This window comes from Bradyrhizobium vignae (assembly GCF_900324035.1).
GTDB classification, from domain to species: domain Bacteria; phylum Pseudomonadota; class Alphaproteobacteria; order Rhizobiales; family Xanthobacteraceae; genus Bradyrhizobium; species Bradyrhizobium vignae.
In genome coordinates, this window is sequence record NZ_LS398110.1 from 2141301 (window position 1) to 2157035 (window position 15735).

Consider the following 15735-nt stretch of genomic DNA (forward strand, 5'->3'; position numbering starts at 1 on the left):
GTTTCGCATGGCGGTATCTGCAGAGTTGTTAATGGGTCGCCGCGATCTGCGCAATCCGTGATCCACACTTCCGAGTATTGCGGGCTACTGGATCAGTGTCCGGATCGCGCTGTGGCGATCAGCGGCCGGCAGCAGACTGGCCCTTCTGCCGGATCATGAACGGAATACTATGCCGAACTCCGCTCCAATCTGATTGCGTAATGCTGTCGAGCCGAAGGTACGCTGCGGAACGTGCGAGGATCATCTGAGGCTCCATGTATCGCAAGTGCAGCGATAGGCAATCCAACGAGAGACGTCGACCCAGCATGACAACCGCAGCTTATCCAATCGGAGATCTTGTCAATGAAGACGTGGTCCTGCTTCCTTTCGCCAAGAAACATCTGGAAGGCGCCTTAAAGCTCTCGCAGGAGATGTCCTGGCCTTATCGGCTCGAAGACTGGAATGTCGCGCTGCAGTTGGGCCAAGGCTTTGTTCTGGAGCGCGCTGGGACGGTGATCGGGACTGCAGCCTGGTGGCCGTACGGCGACACATATGCTTCCGCCGGAATGATCATCGTCGCGAAGGATGCTCAGGGCCGCGGCTATGGGGCCCGGCTCGTGGATGCGTTGCTGACGTCCGCGCGCCCGCGGACCATCGCGCTGAATTCGACAGCCGAAGGCGCCATACTTTACCGGCGTCGCGGCTTTGTGCCGATCGGGGTCATCCACCAGCATCAGGGAATTCCCAGAGGGCGCCATGAGCCGCCGCCGCCGGGGCTCGTCAGGCCAATGGCTGCCTCGGATTTCGAGGCGACCATGCGACTCGATCGCGAGGCTACGGGCTTGGAGAGACGACAGATGCTCGAAAAGCTGCTCCACAGCGGTGATGGCTATGTCCTGCAGCGTGACGGCATGGCCCGCGGCTACGCTATCTCCCGGCTTTTCGGCCGCGGGCATGTCATCGGTCCCGTCGTCGCCGAAACCGCGACCGATGCACAGGCGCTGATCGAGGCTGCGCTCGCGCGGCTCGGCAGTGTTTTTGTCCGCATCGACACCTCTGCCACATCGCAACTCGGGGATTGGTTCGAAGGCATCGGCCTGGAGCAGGTCGGCGATGCCACCACAATGATTTTGGGCACGCCGGCACCATCGAGCGGGCCCGCGCGTGTCTTTGCGATACCCAACCAGTCTTTCGGCTAGGAGATATCGACGTGCTGCGCGAGGAGATGAACAGGACGGATCACCAGAACGGCGAGGCGGCCGCAACGATCGGCGCATTGGCAACGCCGGCCCTCCTGCTCGACAAGGATCGGCTCGATCGCAATCTCGCCCGTCTGTCCTCCCGCATGGCCGAGCAGGGCGTCGTGCTGCGTCCTCATATGAAGACGGCGAAATCCATTGACGTCGCCCAACGTGCCTATCCGTCGGGCGCGGGACCAATCACTGTCTCAACCCTGGCGGAGGCGGAGTACTTCGCGCAGCATGGCTTCCGGGACATCACCTATGCCGTGGGACTTGCACCTCACACCGCCGCGAGGGCGATGCGTCTGCGCAAAGCAGGCGTCGACCTTAAGGTTCTGCTCGATACGCCGGAGCAGGCAAGAATGGTTGGCGCGGCCGGTCGTGCCGCTGGTGTGATACCGTCCGCTTTCATCGAGATCGACTGCGATGGTCACCGCGGCGGGCTGACTGCTGACGATCCAAAGCTCATTGCAGTCGGGGTCGCGCTGGGCGAGGCCGGCGTCAAGCTCGCCGGGATCCTGACCCATGCCGGCGAATCCTACAGCCTCTTCACGCCCGAGGCCCTCATCGCCGCCGCGGAGAATGAGAGGGCGGCCGCGGTCGCCGCGGCGAAGGCGTTGCGGGCGACGGGGCACGAATGCCCGGTCGTGAGCGTCGGCTCCACTCCGACGGCGCATTTCGCCGAAGACCTGACCGGCGTCACGGAAATGCGCGCCGGCGTCTACATGTTCTTCGATCTGGTCATGCACGGCGTCGGTGTCTGCACGACCGACGACATTGCCATATCGGTGCTCGCCACCGTGATCGGCAAGAAACCCGAGAAGGGCTGGATTTTGGTCGATGCGGGGTGGATGGCGCTGTCGCGCGACCGCGGCACCGCGGCGCAGCCGGTCGACCAGGGATACGGCCTGGTCTGCGACGTAGCCGGCAAGATCTATCCCGACCTGATCGTTTCGCAAGCAAGCCAGGAGCACGGGATCGTCGCCATCAGGCCCGGCTCGGCGCACGCTTTGCCCAATCTTCCGATCGGCGCGAAGGTCAGGATTCTCCCCAATCACGCCTGTGCGACGGCGTCGCAACACGAGTCGTACAGCGTCGTCTCCGCCGACAGCGACGCGATCGAAGCACAATGGCCCCGGATGCGCGGCTGGTAGGCCGTCGAAAGGATCGGTTCCAATGACCTCGCCTCTTCGGCACCTGACGGAAGCCGGTTTCCTCGGAAAATTCTACATCGACGGAGAATGGCGGAAGCCGATCGGATCAGTCACGGCAGCAGCAACCGTCGTCAATCCGGCGACGGAGCAGCCGATCGCCGAGGTCGCGCTCGGCGATGACGATGACGTGGACTGCGCCATCGCAGCCGCCAGACGAGCCTTCGGCGGCTGGTCCACGACAGCGCCTGCTGAGAGAGCGGCGCTGCTCGACCGGATTCATGCTTTGCTTCTGGAGCGGCTGGAGCTGTTCGCGCAGGCGCTTACGTGCGAGATGGGAGCTGCGATCACCTACGCACGTCGCGCTCAGGTGCCGTTGGCCGCCGAACATATCCGCGTCGCCCGCGACAATCTCGCGAATTATCGATTCATCGCCGCGCGCGGCAGCACCGCGATCATGCGCGAGGCCATTGGCGTCTGCGGCCTCATCACGCCATGGAACTGGCCACTTTATCAGATCACTGCCAAGGTGGGCCCGGCGATAGCAGCGGGCTGCACGGTGGTGTTGAAGCCGAGTGAATTGTCGCCGCTGAGCGCCTCGCTGTTCGCGGAGCTGATGGACGATGCCGATTGTCCGCCCGGCGTCTTCAACCTCGTCAATGGGACAGGTCCAATCGTGGGCGCCGCTCTGGCGTCGCATCCGAAGGTGGACATGATCTCGATCACCGGCTCGACGCGGGCCGGCGTTCTCGTCGCGCAAGTGGCGGCGCCCACCGTCAAGCGCGTTGCCCAGGAGCTGGGCGGCAAGTCGCCGAATATCATCTTGCCGGACGCCGATCTCGGCCGTGCTGTTCCGCTCGGCGTCGGCGCCGCCTTCCGCAATCTCGGCCAATCCTGCAGCGCACCGACGCGCATGCTCGTGTCTCGCGCACACATGGAAGAGGTCGAGACCTTGGCGGCAGCGGCTGCTTCAGAACTGGTGGTCGGCGATCCCCTTGCGGAAAGCACGACCCATGGCCCGATCGCCAACCGGCCGCAGTTCGAGCGTGTGCAGACCATGATCGGTGTCGGCCTGCATGAAGGCGCCAAGCTCGTCATCGGCGGCCCCGGACGGCCCGGCGACCTTCAGGTTGGCTTCTATGTACGGCCGACCATCTTCTCGAACGTTCGTCGCGACATGAGGATCGCGCAGGAGGAGATCTTTGGCCCGGTGCTGTCGATCATTCCCTACGACTCCGTGGACGAAGCGATCGCGATCGCCAACGACACCGTCTACGGACTCGGCGCCCATGTGCAGGGCACCGACATGGAGATGGTGCGCGCAGTCGCCCGTCAGATCCAGTCTGGTCAAGTTCATCTCAACCATCCCGACTGGGACCCCAATGCTCCCTTTGGCGGATACAAGCGTTCCGGAAACGGTCGCGAATACGGCATCGAGGGCATGGAGGAGTATCTCGAGACGAAGGCGGTTCTCGGATTCTACCGATAGCTCAATATCGGTTCCGAGAAGCTGCGGCATCGCGCTTTAAATGAAGCTCTTGCACTGCTCTTGCAGCCATTGGGCAAGATGGTGTGCTGTCCCTGACAGTTCGGGTTCTCCGGTCCAGATGAGCCCGTAATGGCTTTCGTCAGGATCGAAACCGACAGGGGCTCCGCCGAACTGGGACCCGATCGCACTTGAGCAGCTCGTATCACTCAAGCGCTCAAAAACCCGAACATCTTGCGAAGTCCTGGATGATTTCAGCACATTGTATCGCGCGGACGGTGCGATGAAGGGCTGATCGGAACTTTGCTTTCGCGTTCTTGGCAGCCGAGGTTCGTTGGAACATGTCGCCCCGCGTCGAGCGCATTCACAGCGATGAGCGTCTCCCGGCCGAGGCCGACGTCGTCATCGTCGGCGGCGGCATCATCGGCTCTACGGCCGCCTATTACCTGGCGAAGCGCGGCCTCTCCGTGGCGCTCCTCGAGAAGGGCCACGTCGCCTGTGAACAATCGAGCCGAAACTGGGGTTGGTGCCGCCAGCAGAACCGCGACCGGCGCGAACTGCCGCTCTCGGTGATCTCCATGCGGCTGTGGGACGAGCTCACGCGCAATATCAATCGGGACCTCGGATTTCGTCGCTGCGGTCTCGTCTATGCGACCCACGACGAGGCTGTGCTCGCCGGCTGGGAAAAGTGGCGCGAGGTCGCCAGGGAGTACGACGTCGACACCCGCGTGCTGAGCCGGGCAGAGGTGGCCGAGCGCGTCCCCGAAGCGCGCGATAAATGGGTCGGCGGGACCTATTCGGAGCGGGACGGCAAGGCCGAACCCGCGCTCGCCGCGCCGGCTATCGCCGATGCGGCCAGAGTGCTGGGCGCCACAATCCACCAGGAATGCGCCGCGCGGGCGCTCGACCTGGCCAATGGCAAGATCGCGGGCGTGCGCACGGAAAAGGGCTATATCAGGACCAGCGCGGTGCTGTGCGCCGCGGGCGCCTGGTCCTCGCGCTTCCTTCGGCCGCTCGGGATCAGTTTCCCCCAAGCAAGCATCCGTCAGACCGCGCTGCGTTCTACCCCGACAATCAACATAGGCGAGGCGGTCTCCACACCCTACTGCACGATCACGCGCCGACTGGACGGCAGCTATACGCTTGCGATCAGCGGCAAGGCGAACCTCGAAATCACGCCTCAGGCGATCCGGTACAGCCGGGAATTCATGCCGCAGTTCTTGCGGCGCCTGAAGAACGTCAGGCTCGGCGTCGGCCGATCGTTCGTTTCGGGGCCGGATTCGATGCCGGCGCTGCTGACCAACGACGATCGGATCTTCGAACAGAATCGCGTGCTGGATCCTCCACCCTTGAAATGGCTGGTGAGCCAAGTGGTGGAGAGTGTCCGGAAAACATTCCCCCAGCTCGGCGAGATGAAGATCGATAGCGCCTGGGGCGGCTTCGTCGATTGCACGCCGGACGCCGTGCCCGTGGTATCGCAGGTGGACCGGGTGAAAGGCCTGGTTCTCGCGGCGGGCTGCTCGGGTCACGGCTTCGGTTTGGGTCCGGGACTCGGCTATCTGGCCGCAGAGCTTGTCGTCAACGACACGCCTTGCGTTGATCCCACACCGTTCCGGCTGTCGCGTCTGGTCGATGGCTCCAAGCTGGACATCGCCGCCATCTGAAGATCGAGCCGGATCCGTCGCTCGATCACTGCAACTACAGAATCTCAGCATGCGCCCGGGCGAGGCCGGAAAGACCTCACCGCTTCTGTTCGCTGAACTCGTACTTGCTGTCGTGGCCGCCGACGAAGGCGAGGATCCCGGCGATCAACGGCAGCACCGCGAGCACCAGGAGGCCGGTCGAGGTCTGGCCGGTGGCCTCCTTGACCCAGCCGATCAGATAGGGACCGCCGAAGCCGGCGAGATTGCCGATCGAGTTGATCAGGGCGATGGCGCCGGCCGCCGCCGTGCCGGAGAGCCAGGAGGTCGGCAGGGTCCAGAACACGCCGAAGCAGCAGAACACGCCGACCGCGGCCACCGTCAGCACCACCATCGTGAGGGTGGGATCGGTGAGATAGGAGGAGACGCCGAGCGCGACGGCGGTGAGCAGCAGCGGGGCGCCGACATGCATGACGCGCTCGCGGCTCGCATCCGAATGCCGCGCCCACAGGATCATGGCGATGGTGCCGAACAGATAGGGAATCGCGGTGACGAAGCCGGTCTGCGCGTTGGTGAGGCCGAACGCCTTGACGATCTGCGGCAGCCAGAACTGCATGCCATAGAGCGCACCGACAAAGCCGAAATAGATCAGGCTGAGCGCGATCACCTTCGGCGAGGACAAGGCTTCGCCCAGCGAGGGATGCTTCACGGCCTGCTTGATGGCGATCTCGGCATCGAGCTTCGCCTTGAGCCAGGCCTTCTGCTCGGAAGAGAGCCAGTCCGCCTTCTCCGGCCTGTCGGTGAGATAGAACCAGGTGACGATGCCGAGCAGCACCGAGGGGATGCCCTCGATGATGAACAGCCACTGCCAGCCCTTCAGCCCCATCATGCCGTCGAGCCCGAGCAAGAGGCCCGAGATCGGCGCGCCGATCACGGTCGAGACCGGCACCGCGATGGCGAAGGCCGCGAGGAAGCGGGCGCGATATTCGGCCGGGTACCAATAAGTGAGATAGAGGATGATGCCGGGGAAGAAGCCGGCCTCGGCGACGCCGAGCAGGAAGCGCAGCACGTAGAAGCTGGTGACGCCGCTCACCACCGCCATCAGCGCCGAGATGATGCCCCAGGTCACCATGATGCGGGCGATCCAGCGGCTCGCGCCGAATCTTTCCAGCGCGAGGTTGCTCGGCACCTCGAAGATGAAATAGCCGATGAAGAAGATGCCGGCGCCCCAGGAGAAGATCAGCGGCGTGAATTTCAGCTCGGCGTTCATGGTCAGCGCGGCGAAGCCGAGATTGACGCGGTCGAGATAGGAGAAGAAGTAGGCCAGCACCAGGAACGGAATCAGGCGCCAGGAGATGGCGCGGATGGTCGAGGATTCGATTGCCGTTTTCGCCCCGCTCGCGGGACTGGCGATGATCGTGGTCTGGCTCATGGTTCTCCCCCCTTTATTTTAGATATGAATTGCGTGTCCCAGCGATTTCAGCGATGCCTCGTGAAAGGCTTCGCTTTGGGTCGGATGCGCGTGGATGGTCATCGCGATGTCCTCGAGGCGTGCCCCCATCTCCAGCGCAAGGCTGAATGCCGCTGAAAGTTCGGCGATGCCGGCTCCGACCCCCTGAATTCCCAGCAGAACATGGTTATCAGCCCGCGCCACGGTCCGGATGAAGCCGTCCTCGCGCTCCAGTGTCAGTGCGCGACCATTGGCCTTGAACGGAAAGAGATCCGTCTTGACACCGAAGCCTTTGCCGCTCGCCTCGCTGGCTGACAGGCCGACCGTGACGATCTCGGGATCGGTGAAGCAGATCGCCGGCATCGAAACCCGGTCCCAGCCGCGGCGGTGACCGGCAACGATCTCCGCGACCATTTCGCCCTGCGCCATCGCGCGATGGGCCAGCATCGGCTCTCCCGTGACGTCGCCGATCGCGAAGATGCCGTGCATCGAGCTGCGGCAGCGGTCGTCGATCCGGATGAAAGGTCCGGCCATGTCGAGATCGAGACTTTCGAGGCCGAAGCCGGATGTCGCCGGCCTTCGGCCGACCGTAACGAGGATCTTGTCGGCATCCAGCGTCCTCTGCTCGCCGCCGGTGGTCTCGATCGTGAGCTTGGTACCGTCAGCGACCAGCGCTTTCGCCTTCGCACCTGTCAGGACCGTCACTCCGAGCGCGCTCAGGCGCCTTTCGACAGGCGCGCTCAGTTCCCCATCATATTGCGGCAGAATGCGTGGCTCGGCCTCGACGACCGTGACGGCCGCGCCCAGTTTCGCAAAGGCCGTACCGAGCTCGAGGCCAATGTAGCCGCCGCCGACCACGACGAGCTTGCCCGGGATCTCGGTGAGCGCCAGCGCCTCGGTCGACGAGATCACGCGGCCTCCGAATGGCATGTGCGGAAGCGCGACGGGCTCGGATCCGGTCGCGATTACCACCGTTTCGGCATGGATCGTCTGCGCGCCGGATTGCGTTTCGACCTCGACGGACTTGCCATCGCGAAAACGAGCATGCCCGGCGATGAGCCTGACGCCCGCTTTCTTCAGGAGGCCGGCCACGCCGCCATTGAGGCGCCGGACGATGCCGTCCTTCCAGGCGATGGTCTTGGCGAAGTCGAGCGACGGCTTTGCCGTGGAAATTCCGAGCGCACTCTTGTCGTCGGCGGCAGCTGCGATCGTTTCATACTCGCCGGCGGCATGGATCAGAGCCTTGGAGGGAATGCAGCCGACATTGAGACAGGTGCCGCCCGGCTTTGCGGCTTCGACGATGATCGTATCGATGCCGAGCTGGCCGGCGCGGATCGCGCAGGTATAGCCGCCGGGGCCCGCGCCGACGACAAGAAGCTTGCAGGTGATTTCGGTCATCGTTCCATCAATCGATGAAGATCATGGCCGGCGTTTCCAGCAGCAGCTTGATCCGTTGCACGAACTGGGCGGCATCAAAACCGTCGATCACGCGATGGTCGAAGCTGGATGACATGTTCATGATCTGGCGCGGCACGAAGGCCGCGCCGTTCCAATACGGTCGGATGGCGATCCGGTTGACTCCGATGATCGCGACCTCCGGATGATTGATGATGGGCGTCGTCACAAGCCCGCCCAGCGCGCCGAGCGAGGTGATCGTGATGGTCGAGCCGGTAAGTTCGTCGCGGGTGGCGTTGCCGTTGCGAGCCGCTTCGGCGAGACGCGCAACCTCGGTGGCGCAATCCCAGATGCCGCGCGCTTCCGTATGCCGGACGACCGGGACCATCAGGCCGGCCGGCGTCTGCGTGGCGATCCCGATATGAACGCCGGCGTGCTGGCGCACGATCCCGGCCTCATCATCGAAATGAGCATTGAGATGCGGCTGCTCGGCGATCGCGCGCACCATGGCGCGCATCAGGAACGGCAACAATGTCAGCTTCGGCTTGCCCGGCCGCTTCTGGCCGTTGACCTTCGTGCGCAAATCCTCGAGCGAAGTGACGTCGACCTCTTCGACATAGGTGATGTGCGGAATGCGCGAGCTCGCAATCGACATCTTTTCGGCGATCTTGCGACGCAAGCCGACGATCTTGATGTCGGTGACCGCGGTTTGCGCCGCATACGGCGATGCCGCCGTCCCGGCGCGGCCGCGCGCGAGCTGGGCGTCGAGGTCATCGTGGGTGATCCGGCCGGCCGGTCCCGAGCCGGATATCCGGCGCAGGTCGATGCCTGCTTCACGTGCACGAAGCCGGACGGCGGGAGCGGCCAACGGCCGGTCGCCTGTAAGGGATGGACGCGTTGCGGAGGAGTGCGATTTCACCGCCTCGGACGGCACGCTCGTGGACGGGCGTGGAGCGCTCGCGGCATGACCCGGCGTTTTGGCCGAAGCGCTTGCCGCAGGCGATGCGAGCTTCGCCGACGCCGGCTCGCTCTTGTCGTCCACCTCCAGCCGAACGAAATCGGAGCCGATGGCGAGCAGGTCGCCCACCTTGCCGGCGAGCCAGATGACGCGTCCGTCGGTGGGTGAAGGGATTTCCACCGTCGCCTTGTCGGTCATGACGGCGCCGAGCACGGCGTCCTCACGCACGACGTCGCCAACTTTCACATGCCATTCCACGAGCTCGGCTTCGGCGATGCCTTCGCCGACGTCGGGCAGCCTGACCACGCGCTCGGCCATCTCAGGCCTCCAGCGTTTCGATCAGCGCACGGCCGATCCGAGCCGGTCCCGGGAAGTAGTCCCATTCCTGCGCGTGCGGGTAGGGCGTATCCCAGCCGGCAACGCGAACAATCGGTGCCTCCAGATGATAGAAACACCGCGTTTGGACCAGCGCGCAGAGCTCTGCACCAAAGCCGGATGTAAGCGTTGCCTCATGCACGATCACGCAGCGTCCGGTCTTCTTGACCGACGTTTCGATGGTGTCGAGATCGAGCGGCAGGAGAGTGCGCAGATCGATGATCTCGGCGTCGATATCGGCTTCCGCCGCGGCCGTCTGCGCGACATGAACCATCGTACCGTAAGCAAGGATGGTGACGGCCTGGCCCTGCCTGCGGATCGCGGCGCTGCCGAGGGGAATGGCAAAGTGCCCGTCCTCGACCTCACCGAGATCGTGCTTCGACCAGGGCGTCACCGGCCGGTCGTGATGGCCGTCGAACGGACCGTTATAGAGCCGCTTCGGTTCGAGGAAGATCACGGGATCGGGGTCCTCGATCGCCGATATCAGGAGACCCTTGGCGTCGCGCGGGTTCGACGGCACCACCGTCTTGATACCGCAGACATGGGTGAACAGCGCTTCGGGGCTCTGGCTGTGCGTCTGCCCGCCAAAAATGCCGCCGCCGGTCGGCATGCGCACCACGAGCGGGCAGGTGAACTGGCCGTTGGAGCGATAGCGCAGCCGCGCGGCCTCGGAGACGATCTGATCGTAGGCCGGGTACATATAATCGGCGAACTGGATCTCGACACAGGGTTTCAGGCCGTAGGCCGCCATGCCAACGGCGATGCCGACGATTCCGAGCTCGCTGATCGGGGTATCGAAGCAGCGGCTCGTTCCGTATTTCGCTTGCAGGCCCTGGGTCGCGCGAAACACGCCGCCGAAATAGCCGACGTCTTCGCCGAACACGACGACATCGTCATCGCGCGACATCATCACGTCCATGGCGTCGCGGATCGCTTCGATCATGGTCCGCCGTGGCATGGTTCAGACTCCGGCTTCCTGGCGCTGGCGGCGCAGATGTGGCGGCATCTCGGCGAACACTCCCTCGAACATGTCGCGCGCCGTAGGCCGCTGCTCGGAATGGAGCGTACCGTAACTCTCGGCTTCCTTCTGCGCCGAGATCACGGTGTCGAGGATCTCGGCTTCGGTCTGCTTGTGTCGTTCCTCCGACCAGGCGCCGCGCACGATCAGATGGTTCTTCAGCCTGATCACCGGGTCTCCCAGCGGCCATGCGTCGGATTCCGTCTTGGGCCGATAGCCCGCGGGATCGTCGGAGGTTGAGTGGGCGCCGACGCGATAGGTCACGTGCTCGATCAGGGTCGGGCCGAGATTGCGGCGGGCGCGCTCGCAGGCCCATTTCGCCACCGCGTGGACCGCGAGGTAATCGTTGCCGTCCACGCGCAGCGACGGAATGCCGAAGCCGAGACCGCGCGCAGCGAACGTCCCGGAGCCACCGCGCGCGATGCCCTGGAACGTCGAAATGGCCCATTGATTGTTGACAATGTTGAGCACGACCGGCGCGCGATAGGTCGAGGCAAACACGAGGGCGGCATGGAAGTCGGATTCGGCGGTTGCGCCATCGCCGATCCAGGCGACGGCAATCTTCGTGTCGTTCTTGATTGCAGACGCCATCGCCCAGCCGACCGCCTGGATGTACTGGGTGGCGAGATTGCCGGAGATCGAGAAGAAGCCGTGTTCCCGGGAGGAATACATCACGGGCAGCTGGCGCCCCTTCAGGGGATCGTGCGTGTTGGAGTAGATCTGGCAGGCCATCTCGACCAGCGAATAGCCGCCGGCGATGAGAAGTCCTGCCTGACGATAGGTCGGAAAATTCATGTCGCCGGGAAGCAGCGCCTTGCGGAAGGCGCAGCTCACGGCCTCTTCGCCCATATGCTGCATATAGAACGACGTCTTGCCCTGACGCTGCGCCATCTGCATGCGTGCATCGAAGGCACGCAACGTCATCATGTGGCGCAAGCCCTCCAGCAATTCGCTCTCCGAGAGCGCGCCGGCCCAGGGGCCGACGGCTTCGCCGTCGCGGTTGAGCACACGGATCACGGAAAAGGCGAGGTCGCGTATCGCCTCGGCGTCCACGTCGACGTTGGGGCGATCGACCTGGCCGGCGCGCGGAATGCGGATGTTCGAGAAATCGGGTTTTCCGCCCGGGCGCACCGCCGGTTCCGGTACGTGCAGTTTCAGGGGCACAGGCTCCGGCGAGCGAACTGGTTCGCGCCGCGAGCTCATGGTGTTATCTGTGAGGTTCTGGTCGGGCATTGGCATTCACCCCTCACCTCGATCGCATCAATGCAGAACAACGCGCCAACGCGCCGAACGAGCCGGTCGATCATGTCGCGGTCGTCGATATCTATGGAAGCCGAGATACGGCATTCGCTCGCGTCTGCTCGTGCGCTGACGGCGGCAAGCCGAAGCCCCGCGACGCGCGTCTGGTCGAGCAGGCGGCCGAGTGCGGCGTGCATATCGCTGGTCTGAAGTTCGAGAAGAAACACCGCATATGTCTCGTTTTGTTGGTATATCGTACTGGCAAAATTCAGGATTGTTGTTCTTTTAATCTGGGTATAGCCTAGGTTTGCGGTATGGATTTTCTGCATATCAACGGCAATCCCAGAACGGAGTTCTCGGTATGGCGCCAGTCGGACGTGCCACAGGGCCGGCCAAGGCACCGCGCAAGGATGCGCTTCGGCTCGACGAAATCGATCGCAAGATCCTGCGCGCCTTGCAGCAGGACGCACGCCTGACGACGGCGCAACTCGCCGACAAGATCGGGCTCTCGACCACGCCATGCTGGAACAGGCTGAAGCGCCTGGAGACGCAGGGCTATATCGATGGCTATGTCGCGCTGCTCAATCAGGACAAGCTCGGCTTGCCTGAGACCGTCATCATCGAGCTGACGCTCGATCGCCACGACGAAGAGATGCTCGAACGTTTTGGTCAACTGCTCACGGGCTTGCCGGAGGTGATCGAGGCCTATCTCACCACGGGCGACTACGATTACGTCGTGAAGGTCGCGGTCGAGAGCACCGCCGGCTATGAACGCTTCCTGCGGGAAAAGCTCTATCGCATCCCGGGTATCCGCCACAGCCGGTCATCGTTTGCGCTGCGCTGCCTGAAGAAGCTGACCTCGGTGCAGGTTTAGTCAATGCGTGTGCGGCTTCCCAATGGTTGGAAGAGTGCGGCTTGTCAGAAAGCACTCTTCTTGCCGATGATACCGACATAGCGCGCCCCGAACCGCTAGATCAGAAAAACCAAACAGGGGGTCAGAAAAAGCGCCTTGCATGAAGCCGGGGCACGCCGCTCAGCTTGCGCCAGCAAAAAGAAAGCCTCTTGCAGGTGAGGAAACGATGATTGCGAGCAGTCCCTCCAGCACGAGAGCACGACACCGTCGTGCCTTTGGATCCGGCTGCCGTCGTGATTTCCCCCTATCTGCCGGACGTACTGGCTCTCTCGGATCGCATCCTGGTCGCCAACCGCGGAAAGATCGTCGAGGAGATCAAGGCGACAGAGGCACCCGAGCAGCAGATCATGTATGCGGCCGTTCACGAGGGGCTTGCTTGAACCGATGAATGGGAGTGCTGCGATGAGAGTCGGAATTATTGGTGTCGGGCTGATGGGCCACGGTGTCGCAAAGAACGTCGTTGCGCGCGGCGGCTTCCCTCTGGCCTTTCTCGATCATCCCGGAAATCAGCCCGTGGACGATCTCATCGGCCTCGGCGCTAAGGCCTGCAAGACTCCCGGCGAGATCGCGAACGCATCGGATGTGATCATCCTCTGCGTAACGGGCTCACCTCAGGTCGAAGCGATCCTCACGGGCGAGACCGGCGTTCTGTCTCGCCTCCGCAGGGGGACCATCATTGTCGACTGTTCGACGGCGCTGCCGGACTCGACCTTGCGGATGGCTGCCGCGGTTGAAGCGGCGGGAGGACGCTTTCTCGATGCGCCCATGACACGCACCGCCAGGCACGCGGAAGAAGGTACGCTGAACCTGTTGGTTGGCGGCGACGAAGCGGACCTTCGGAGCGTCCGTGCAGTCCTCGCGTCTTTCACCGAAAATGTCGAACATGTCGGCCCGGTGAGCTTTGGCCATCGGCTCAAGCTGCTCCACAACTACGTGTCGATCGGTTTCATGGCGCTGCTCGGCGAGGCTGCGGCGCAGGCGGCTGAGGCAGGCGTCGATCCGGCGATCTTCGTGGACGTTCTCGCCAAGGGCGGCGGGGCGGGCGTTGCGCTCCAGCGCATGGCGCCGGCGATCGTGACGGGCGACGTCGGCGCCGTTCCATTCTTCATCGGCAATGCGCTAAAGGACATCTCCTACTACCAGACGATGGCGAGCCACTCCGGAGCGTCCAAAGCGATCGCTGACGGTGTTGGCGCCGCCATTGCGGCCGTGGTCGAGAGCGGCCATGGCCAAGCCTATATTTCGGACCTGGCGCGGCTATTCCGCAAGACGAAGTCGGCAGCCTAGGCGGAATTACTGTTGAGACAAGGAAAGCAAGTCAATGACCAGAACCGATATCCGATTTCCCGTGGATGGCCGAACGCGCCAGATGTTCATCGATGGCGCATGGGTGGAGGCCCGCTCGGGGAAAGTGTTCGAAACGCGCAATCCTGCGACTGGTGAGGTGATTGGTCGTGTTCCGCGGGGAGATGCCGGCGACATCGACGCCGCCGTCAGCGCCGCCCGCCGCGCTTTCGTCGGACCGTGGAGCCGGTTCAAGCCGTTCGAGCGGCAGGCTCTGCTCCTGCGTATCGCCGATCTGTTCGAGAAGCATTGGGAGGAGATCAGCCAGTCCGACACCGCCGACATGGGCATGCCGATCGTCAGGACGCGGGCGAACAAGCTCCGCGTGCTCGGCATGCTCCGATACTACGCCGGCATGGCGACCGCGATTCACGGTCAGACCATCGACAATTCGCTTCCGGGCGACATCGTCTCGTTCACGCGGAAGGAGCCGGTCGGGGTCGTCGGTGCCATCATTCCGTGGAACGCGCCCACGGCGGCGTCGGTCTGGAAGATCGGGCCGGCGCTTGCGACCGGTTGCACGATCGTGCTCAAGCCCTCCGAAGAAGCACCGCTGACGCCGCTCCTGATCGCGGATTTGATGAACGAGGCAGGTGTACCTCCGGGCGTCGTCAACGTCGTGACCGGGACCGGGCCGGAGGCGGGTGCGCCTCTTGCCGAACATCTCGGTGTCGACAAGATCGTCTTCACGGGATCAACAGCGACCGGGCAGGCCATCATCCGCGCCTCTGCCGGCAATCTGAAGCGGGTGTCCCTCGAGCTCGGCGGAAAGTCGCCCGTCATCGTCTGCGCCGATGCGGATCTCGACAAGGCAGTCCCGATTGCCGCGATGGCGGCGTTTGCCAATTCGGGCCAGATCTGCATCGCCGGCTCCCGCTTGTTCGTCGAGCGATCGATCCACGACGAATTGGTCGAACGGCTCGGGAAGTTTGCCTCGGGTCTGAAGATCGGAGATGGCGCGGATCCCACGACGGAGATCGGACCTCTCGTTTCAGAGCGGCAGCTCGACAAGGTCGAAGGCTTCCTGAACAGCGGACGCGACGAGGGCGCGAAGGTCGTGACCGGAGGCCGGAGACTGAGGGAGGGGAGTTTCGCGAAGGGCAATTTCGTCGAGCCGACCGTGTTCGCGGGCGTCTCCGACGAGATGCAGATCGCCCGGGATGAAATCTTTGGTCCGGTCATTTCCGCGCTGCCGTTCGACACGCTCGATGAAGCCGTGGAACGAGCCAACGCGACGCCATACGGGCTTGCGGCGGGTGTCTTCACGCGTGACGTGAGCAAGGCCCACATCGTCTCGCGCAGTCTGCGCGCCGGTTCGGTCTGGGTGAACACCTATCACGCCATTGATCCTGCATTGCCCTTCGGCGGCTACAAGATGAGCGGATACGGCCGTGAAGGCGGCACCGAACAGCTCGACGAATATCTGAACACGAAGGGGGTCTGGATCAAGCTGGACTGACCCGGACTCTGTCGCGTCCGCGGTCAGTCGCGACGAGACATACCCATCGAGCCCATCGAGCGTTTCACCCGAGCGACGGCGTGCCGG

14 protein-coding genes are annotated in these 15735 nt (G+C 63.7%); 8 read left to right on the forward strand and 6 right to left on the reverse strand.

What is annotated here, in order from left to right; genetic code table 11:
- The first annotated feature begins 254 nt into the window (after positions 1 to 254).
- The 4 genes from BRAD3257_RS10480 to BRAD3257_RS10500 all read left to right on the forward strand — a co-directional run bounded on the left by BRAD3257_RS10480 (position 255) and on the right by BRAD3257_RS10500 (position 5521).
- Positions 255 to 1178, forward strand: coding sequence for a GNAT family N-acetyltransferase (locus BRAD3257_RS10480; protein WP_430648819.1), 924 nt, complete (start codon positions 255 to 257; stop codon positions 1176 to 1178).
- A 26-nt stretch (positions 1179 to 1204) separates the two neighbouring features.
- Complete coding sequence (locus tag BRAD3257_RS10485) at positions 1205 to 2374, forward strand: alanine racemase (protein WP_122406482.1); 1170 nt, start codon at positions 1205 to 1207, stop codon at positions 2372 to 2374.
- A gap of 22 nt (positions 2375 to 2396) precedes the next feature.
- Entirely contained in the window at positions 2397 to 3860 is a 1464-nt protein-coding gene (locus BRAD3257_RS10490) for an aldehyde dehydrogenase family protein (RefSeq protein ID WP_122401757.1), read from the forward strand.
- 338 nt (positions 3861 to 4198) lie between these two features.
- Complete coding sequence (locus tag BRAD3257_RS10500) at positions 4199 to 5521, forward strand: NAD(P)/FAD-dependent oxidoreductase (RefSeq protein ID WP_122401758.1); 1323 nt, start codon at positions 4199 to 4201, stop codon at positions 5519 to 5521.
- 76 nt (positions 5522 to 5597) lie between these two features.
- On the opposite strand, the gene BRAD3257_RS10505 is transcribed toward BRAD3257_RS10500, so the two are convergent.
- Genes BRAD3257_RS10505 through BRAD3257_RS10530 form a run of 6 tightly spaced genes read right to left on the reverse strand, consistent with a single transcriptional unit; the run spans position 5598 to position 12261 of the window.
- Complete coding sequence (locus tag BRAD3257_RS10505; RefSeq protein ID WP_122401759.1) at positions 5598 to 6929, reverse strand: MFS transporter; 1332 nt, start codon at positions 6927 to 6929, stop codon at positions 5598 to 5600.
- A gap of 18 nt (positions 6930 to 6947) precedes the next feature.
- Positions 6948 to 8345 (reverse strand): dihydrolipoyl dehydrogenase, encoded by a 1398-nt coding sequence (gene lpdA, locus BRAD3257_RS10510; protein WP_122401760.1) that lies wholly within the window; start codon positions 8343 to 8345, stop codon positions 6948 to 6950.
- Between the two features lie 7 nt (positions 8346 to 8352).
- On the reverse strand, positions 8353 to 9618 hold the full coding sequence (locus BRAD3257_RS10515; protein WP_122401761.1) for a dihydrolipoamide acetyltransferase family protein: 1266 nt from the start codon (positions 9616 to 9618) through the stop codon (positions 8353 to 8355).
- Between the two features lies 1 nt (position 9619).
- Positions 9620 to 10633, reverse strand: a complete 1014-nt coding sequence (locus BRAD3257_RS10520) for an alpha-ketoacid dehydrogenase subunit beta (protein WP_122401762.1) — start codon at positions 10631 to 10633, stop codon at positions 9620 to 9622.
- Between the two features lie 3 nt (positions 10634 to 10636).
- Positions 10637 to 11896, reverse strand: coding sequence for a 3-methyl-2-oxobutanoate dehydrogenase (2-methylpropanoyl-transferring) subunit alpha (locus BRAD3257_RS10525; RefSeq protein ID WP_122401763.1), 1260 nt, complete (start codon positions 11894 to 11896; stop codon positions 10637 to 10639).
- On the reverse strand, positions 11893 to 12261 hold the full coding sequence (locus tag BRAD3257_RS10530; protein WP_122401764.1) for a hypothetical protein: 369 nt from the start codon (positions 12259 to 12261) through the stop codon (positions 11893 to 11895). Before BRAD3257_RS10530 ends, BRAD3257_RS10525 begins: the two co-directional genes overlap by 4 nt.
- A gap of 32 nt (positions 12262 to 12293) precedes the next feature.
- On the opposite strand from BRAD3257_RS10530, the gene BRAD3257_RS10535 reads away from it, so the two are divergent.
- The 4 genes from BRAD3257_RS10535 (at position 12294) to BRAD3257_RS10545 (ending at position 15648) form a co-directional block, all read left to right on the forward strand.
- Positions 12294 to 12806 (forward strand): Lrp/AsnC family transcriptional regulator, encoded by a 513-nt coding sequence (locus tag BRAD3257_RS10535; protein ID WP_122401765.1) that lies wholly within the window; start codon positions 12294 to 12296, stop codon positions 12804 to 12806.
- Between the two features lie 248 nt (positions 12807 to 13054).
- Positions 13055 to 13225 (forward strand): hypothetical protein, encoded by a 171-nt coding sequence (locus BRAD3257_RS39670; RefSeq protein ID WP_160118798.1) that lies wholly within the window; start codon positions 13055 to 13057, stop codon positions 13223 to 13225.
- 22 nt (positions 13226 to 13247) lie between these two features.
- Positions 13248 to 14132, forward strand: a complete 885-nt coding sequence (locus BRAD3257_RS10540; RefSeq protein ID WP_162500151.1) for an NAD(P)-dependent oxidoreductase — start codon at positions 13248 to 13250, stop codon at positions 14130 to 14132.
- A gap of 34 nt (positions 14133 to 14166) precedes the next feature.
- Complete coding sequence (locus BRAD3257_RS10545) at positions 14167 to 15648, forward strand: aldehyde dehydrogenase family protein (RefSeq protein WP_122401767.1); 1482 nt, start codon at positions 14167 to 14169, stop codon at positions 15646 to 15648.
- Positions 15649 to 15735 lie beyond the last annotated feature (87 nt).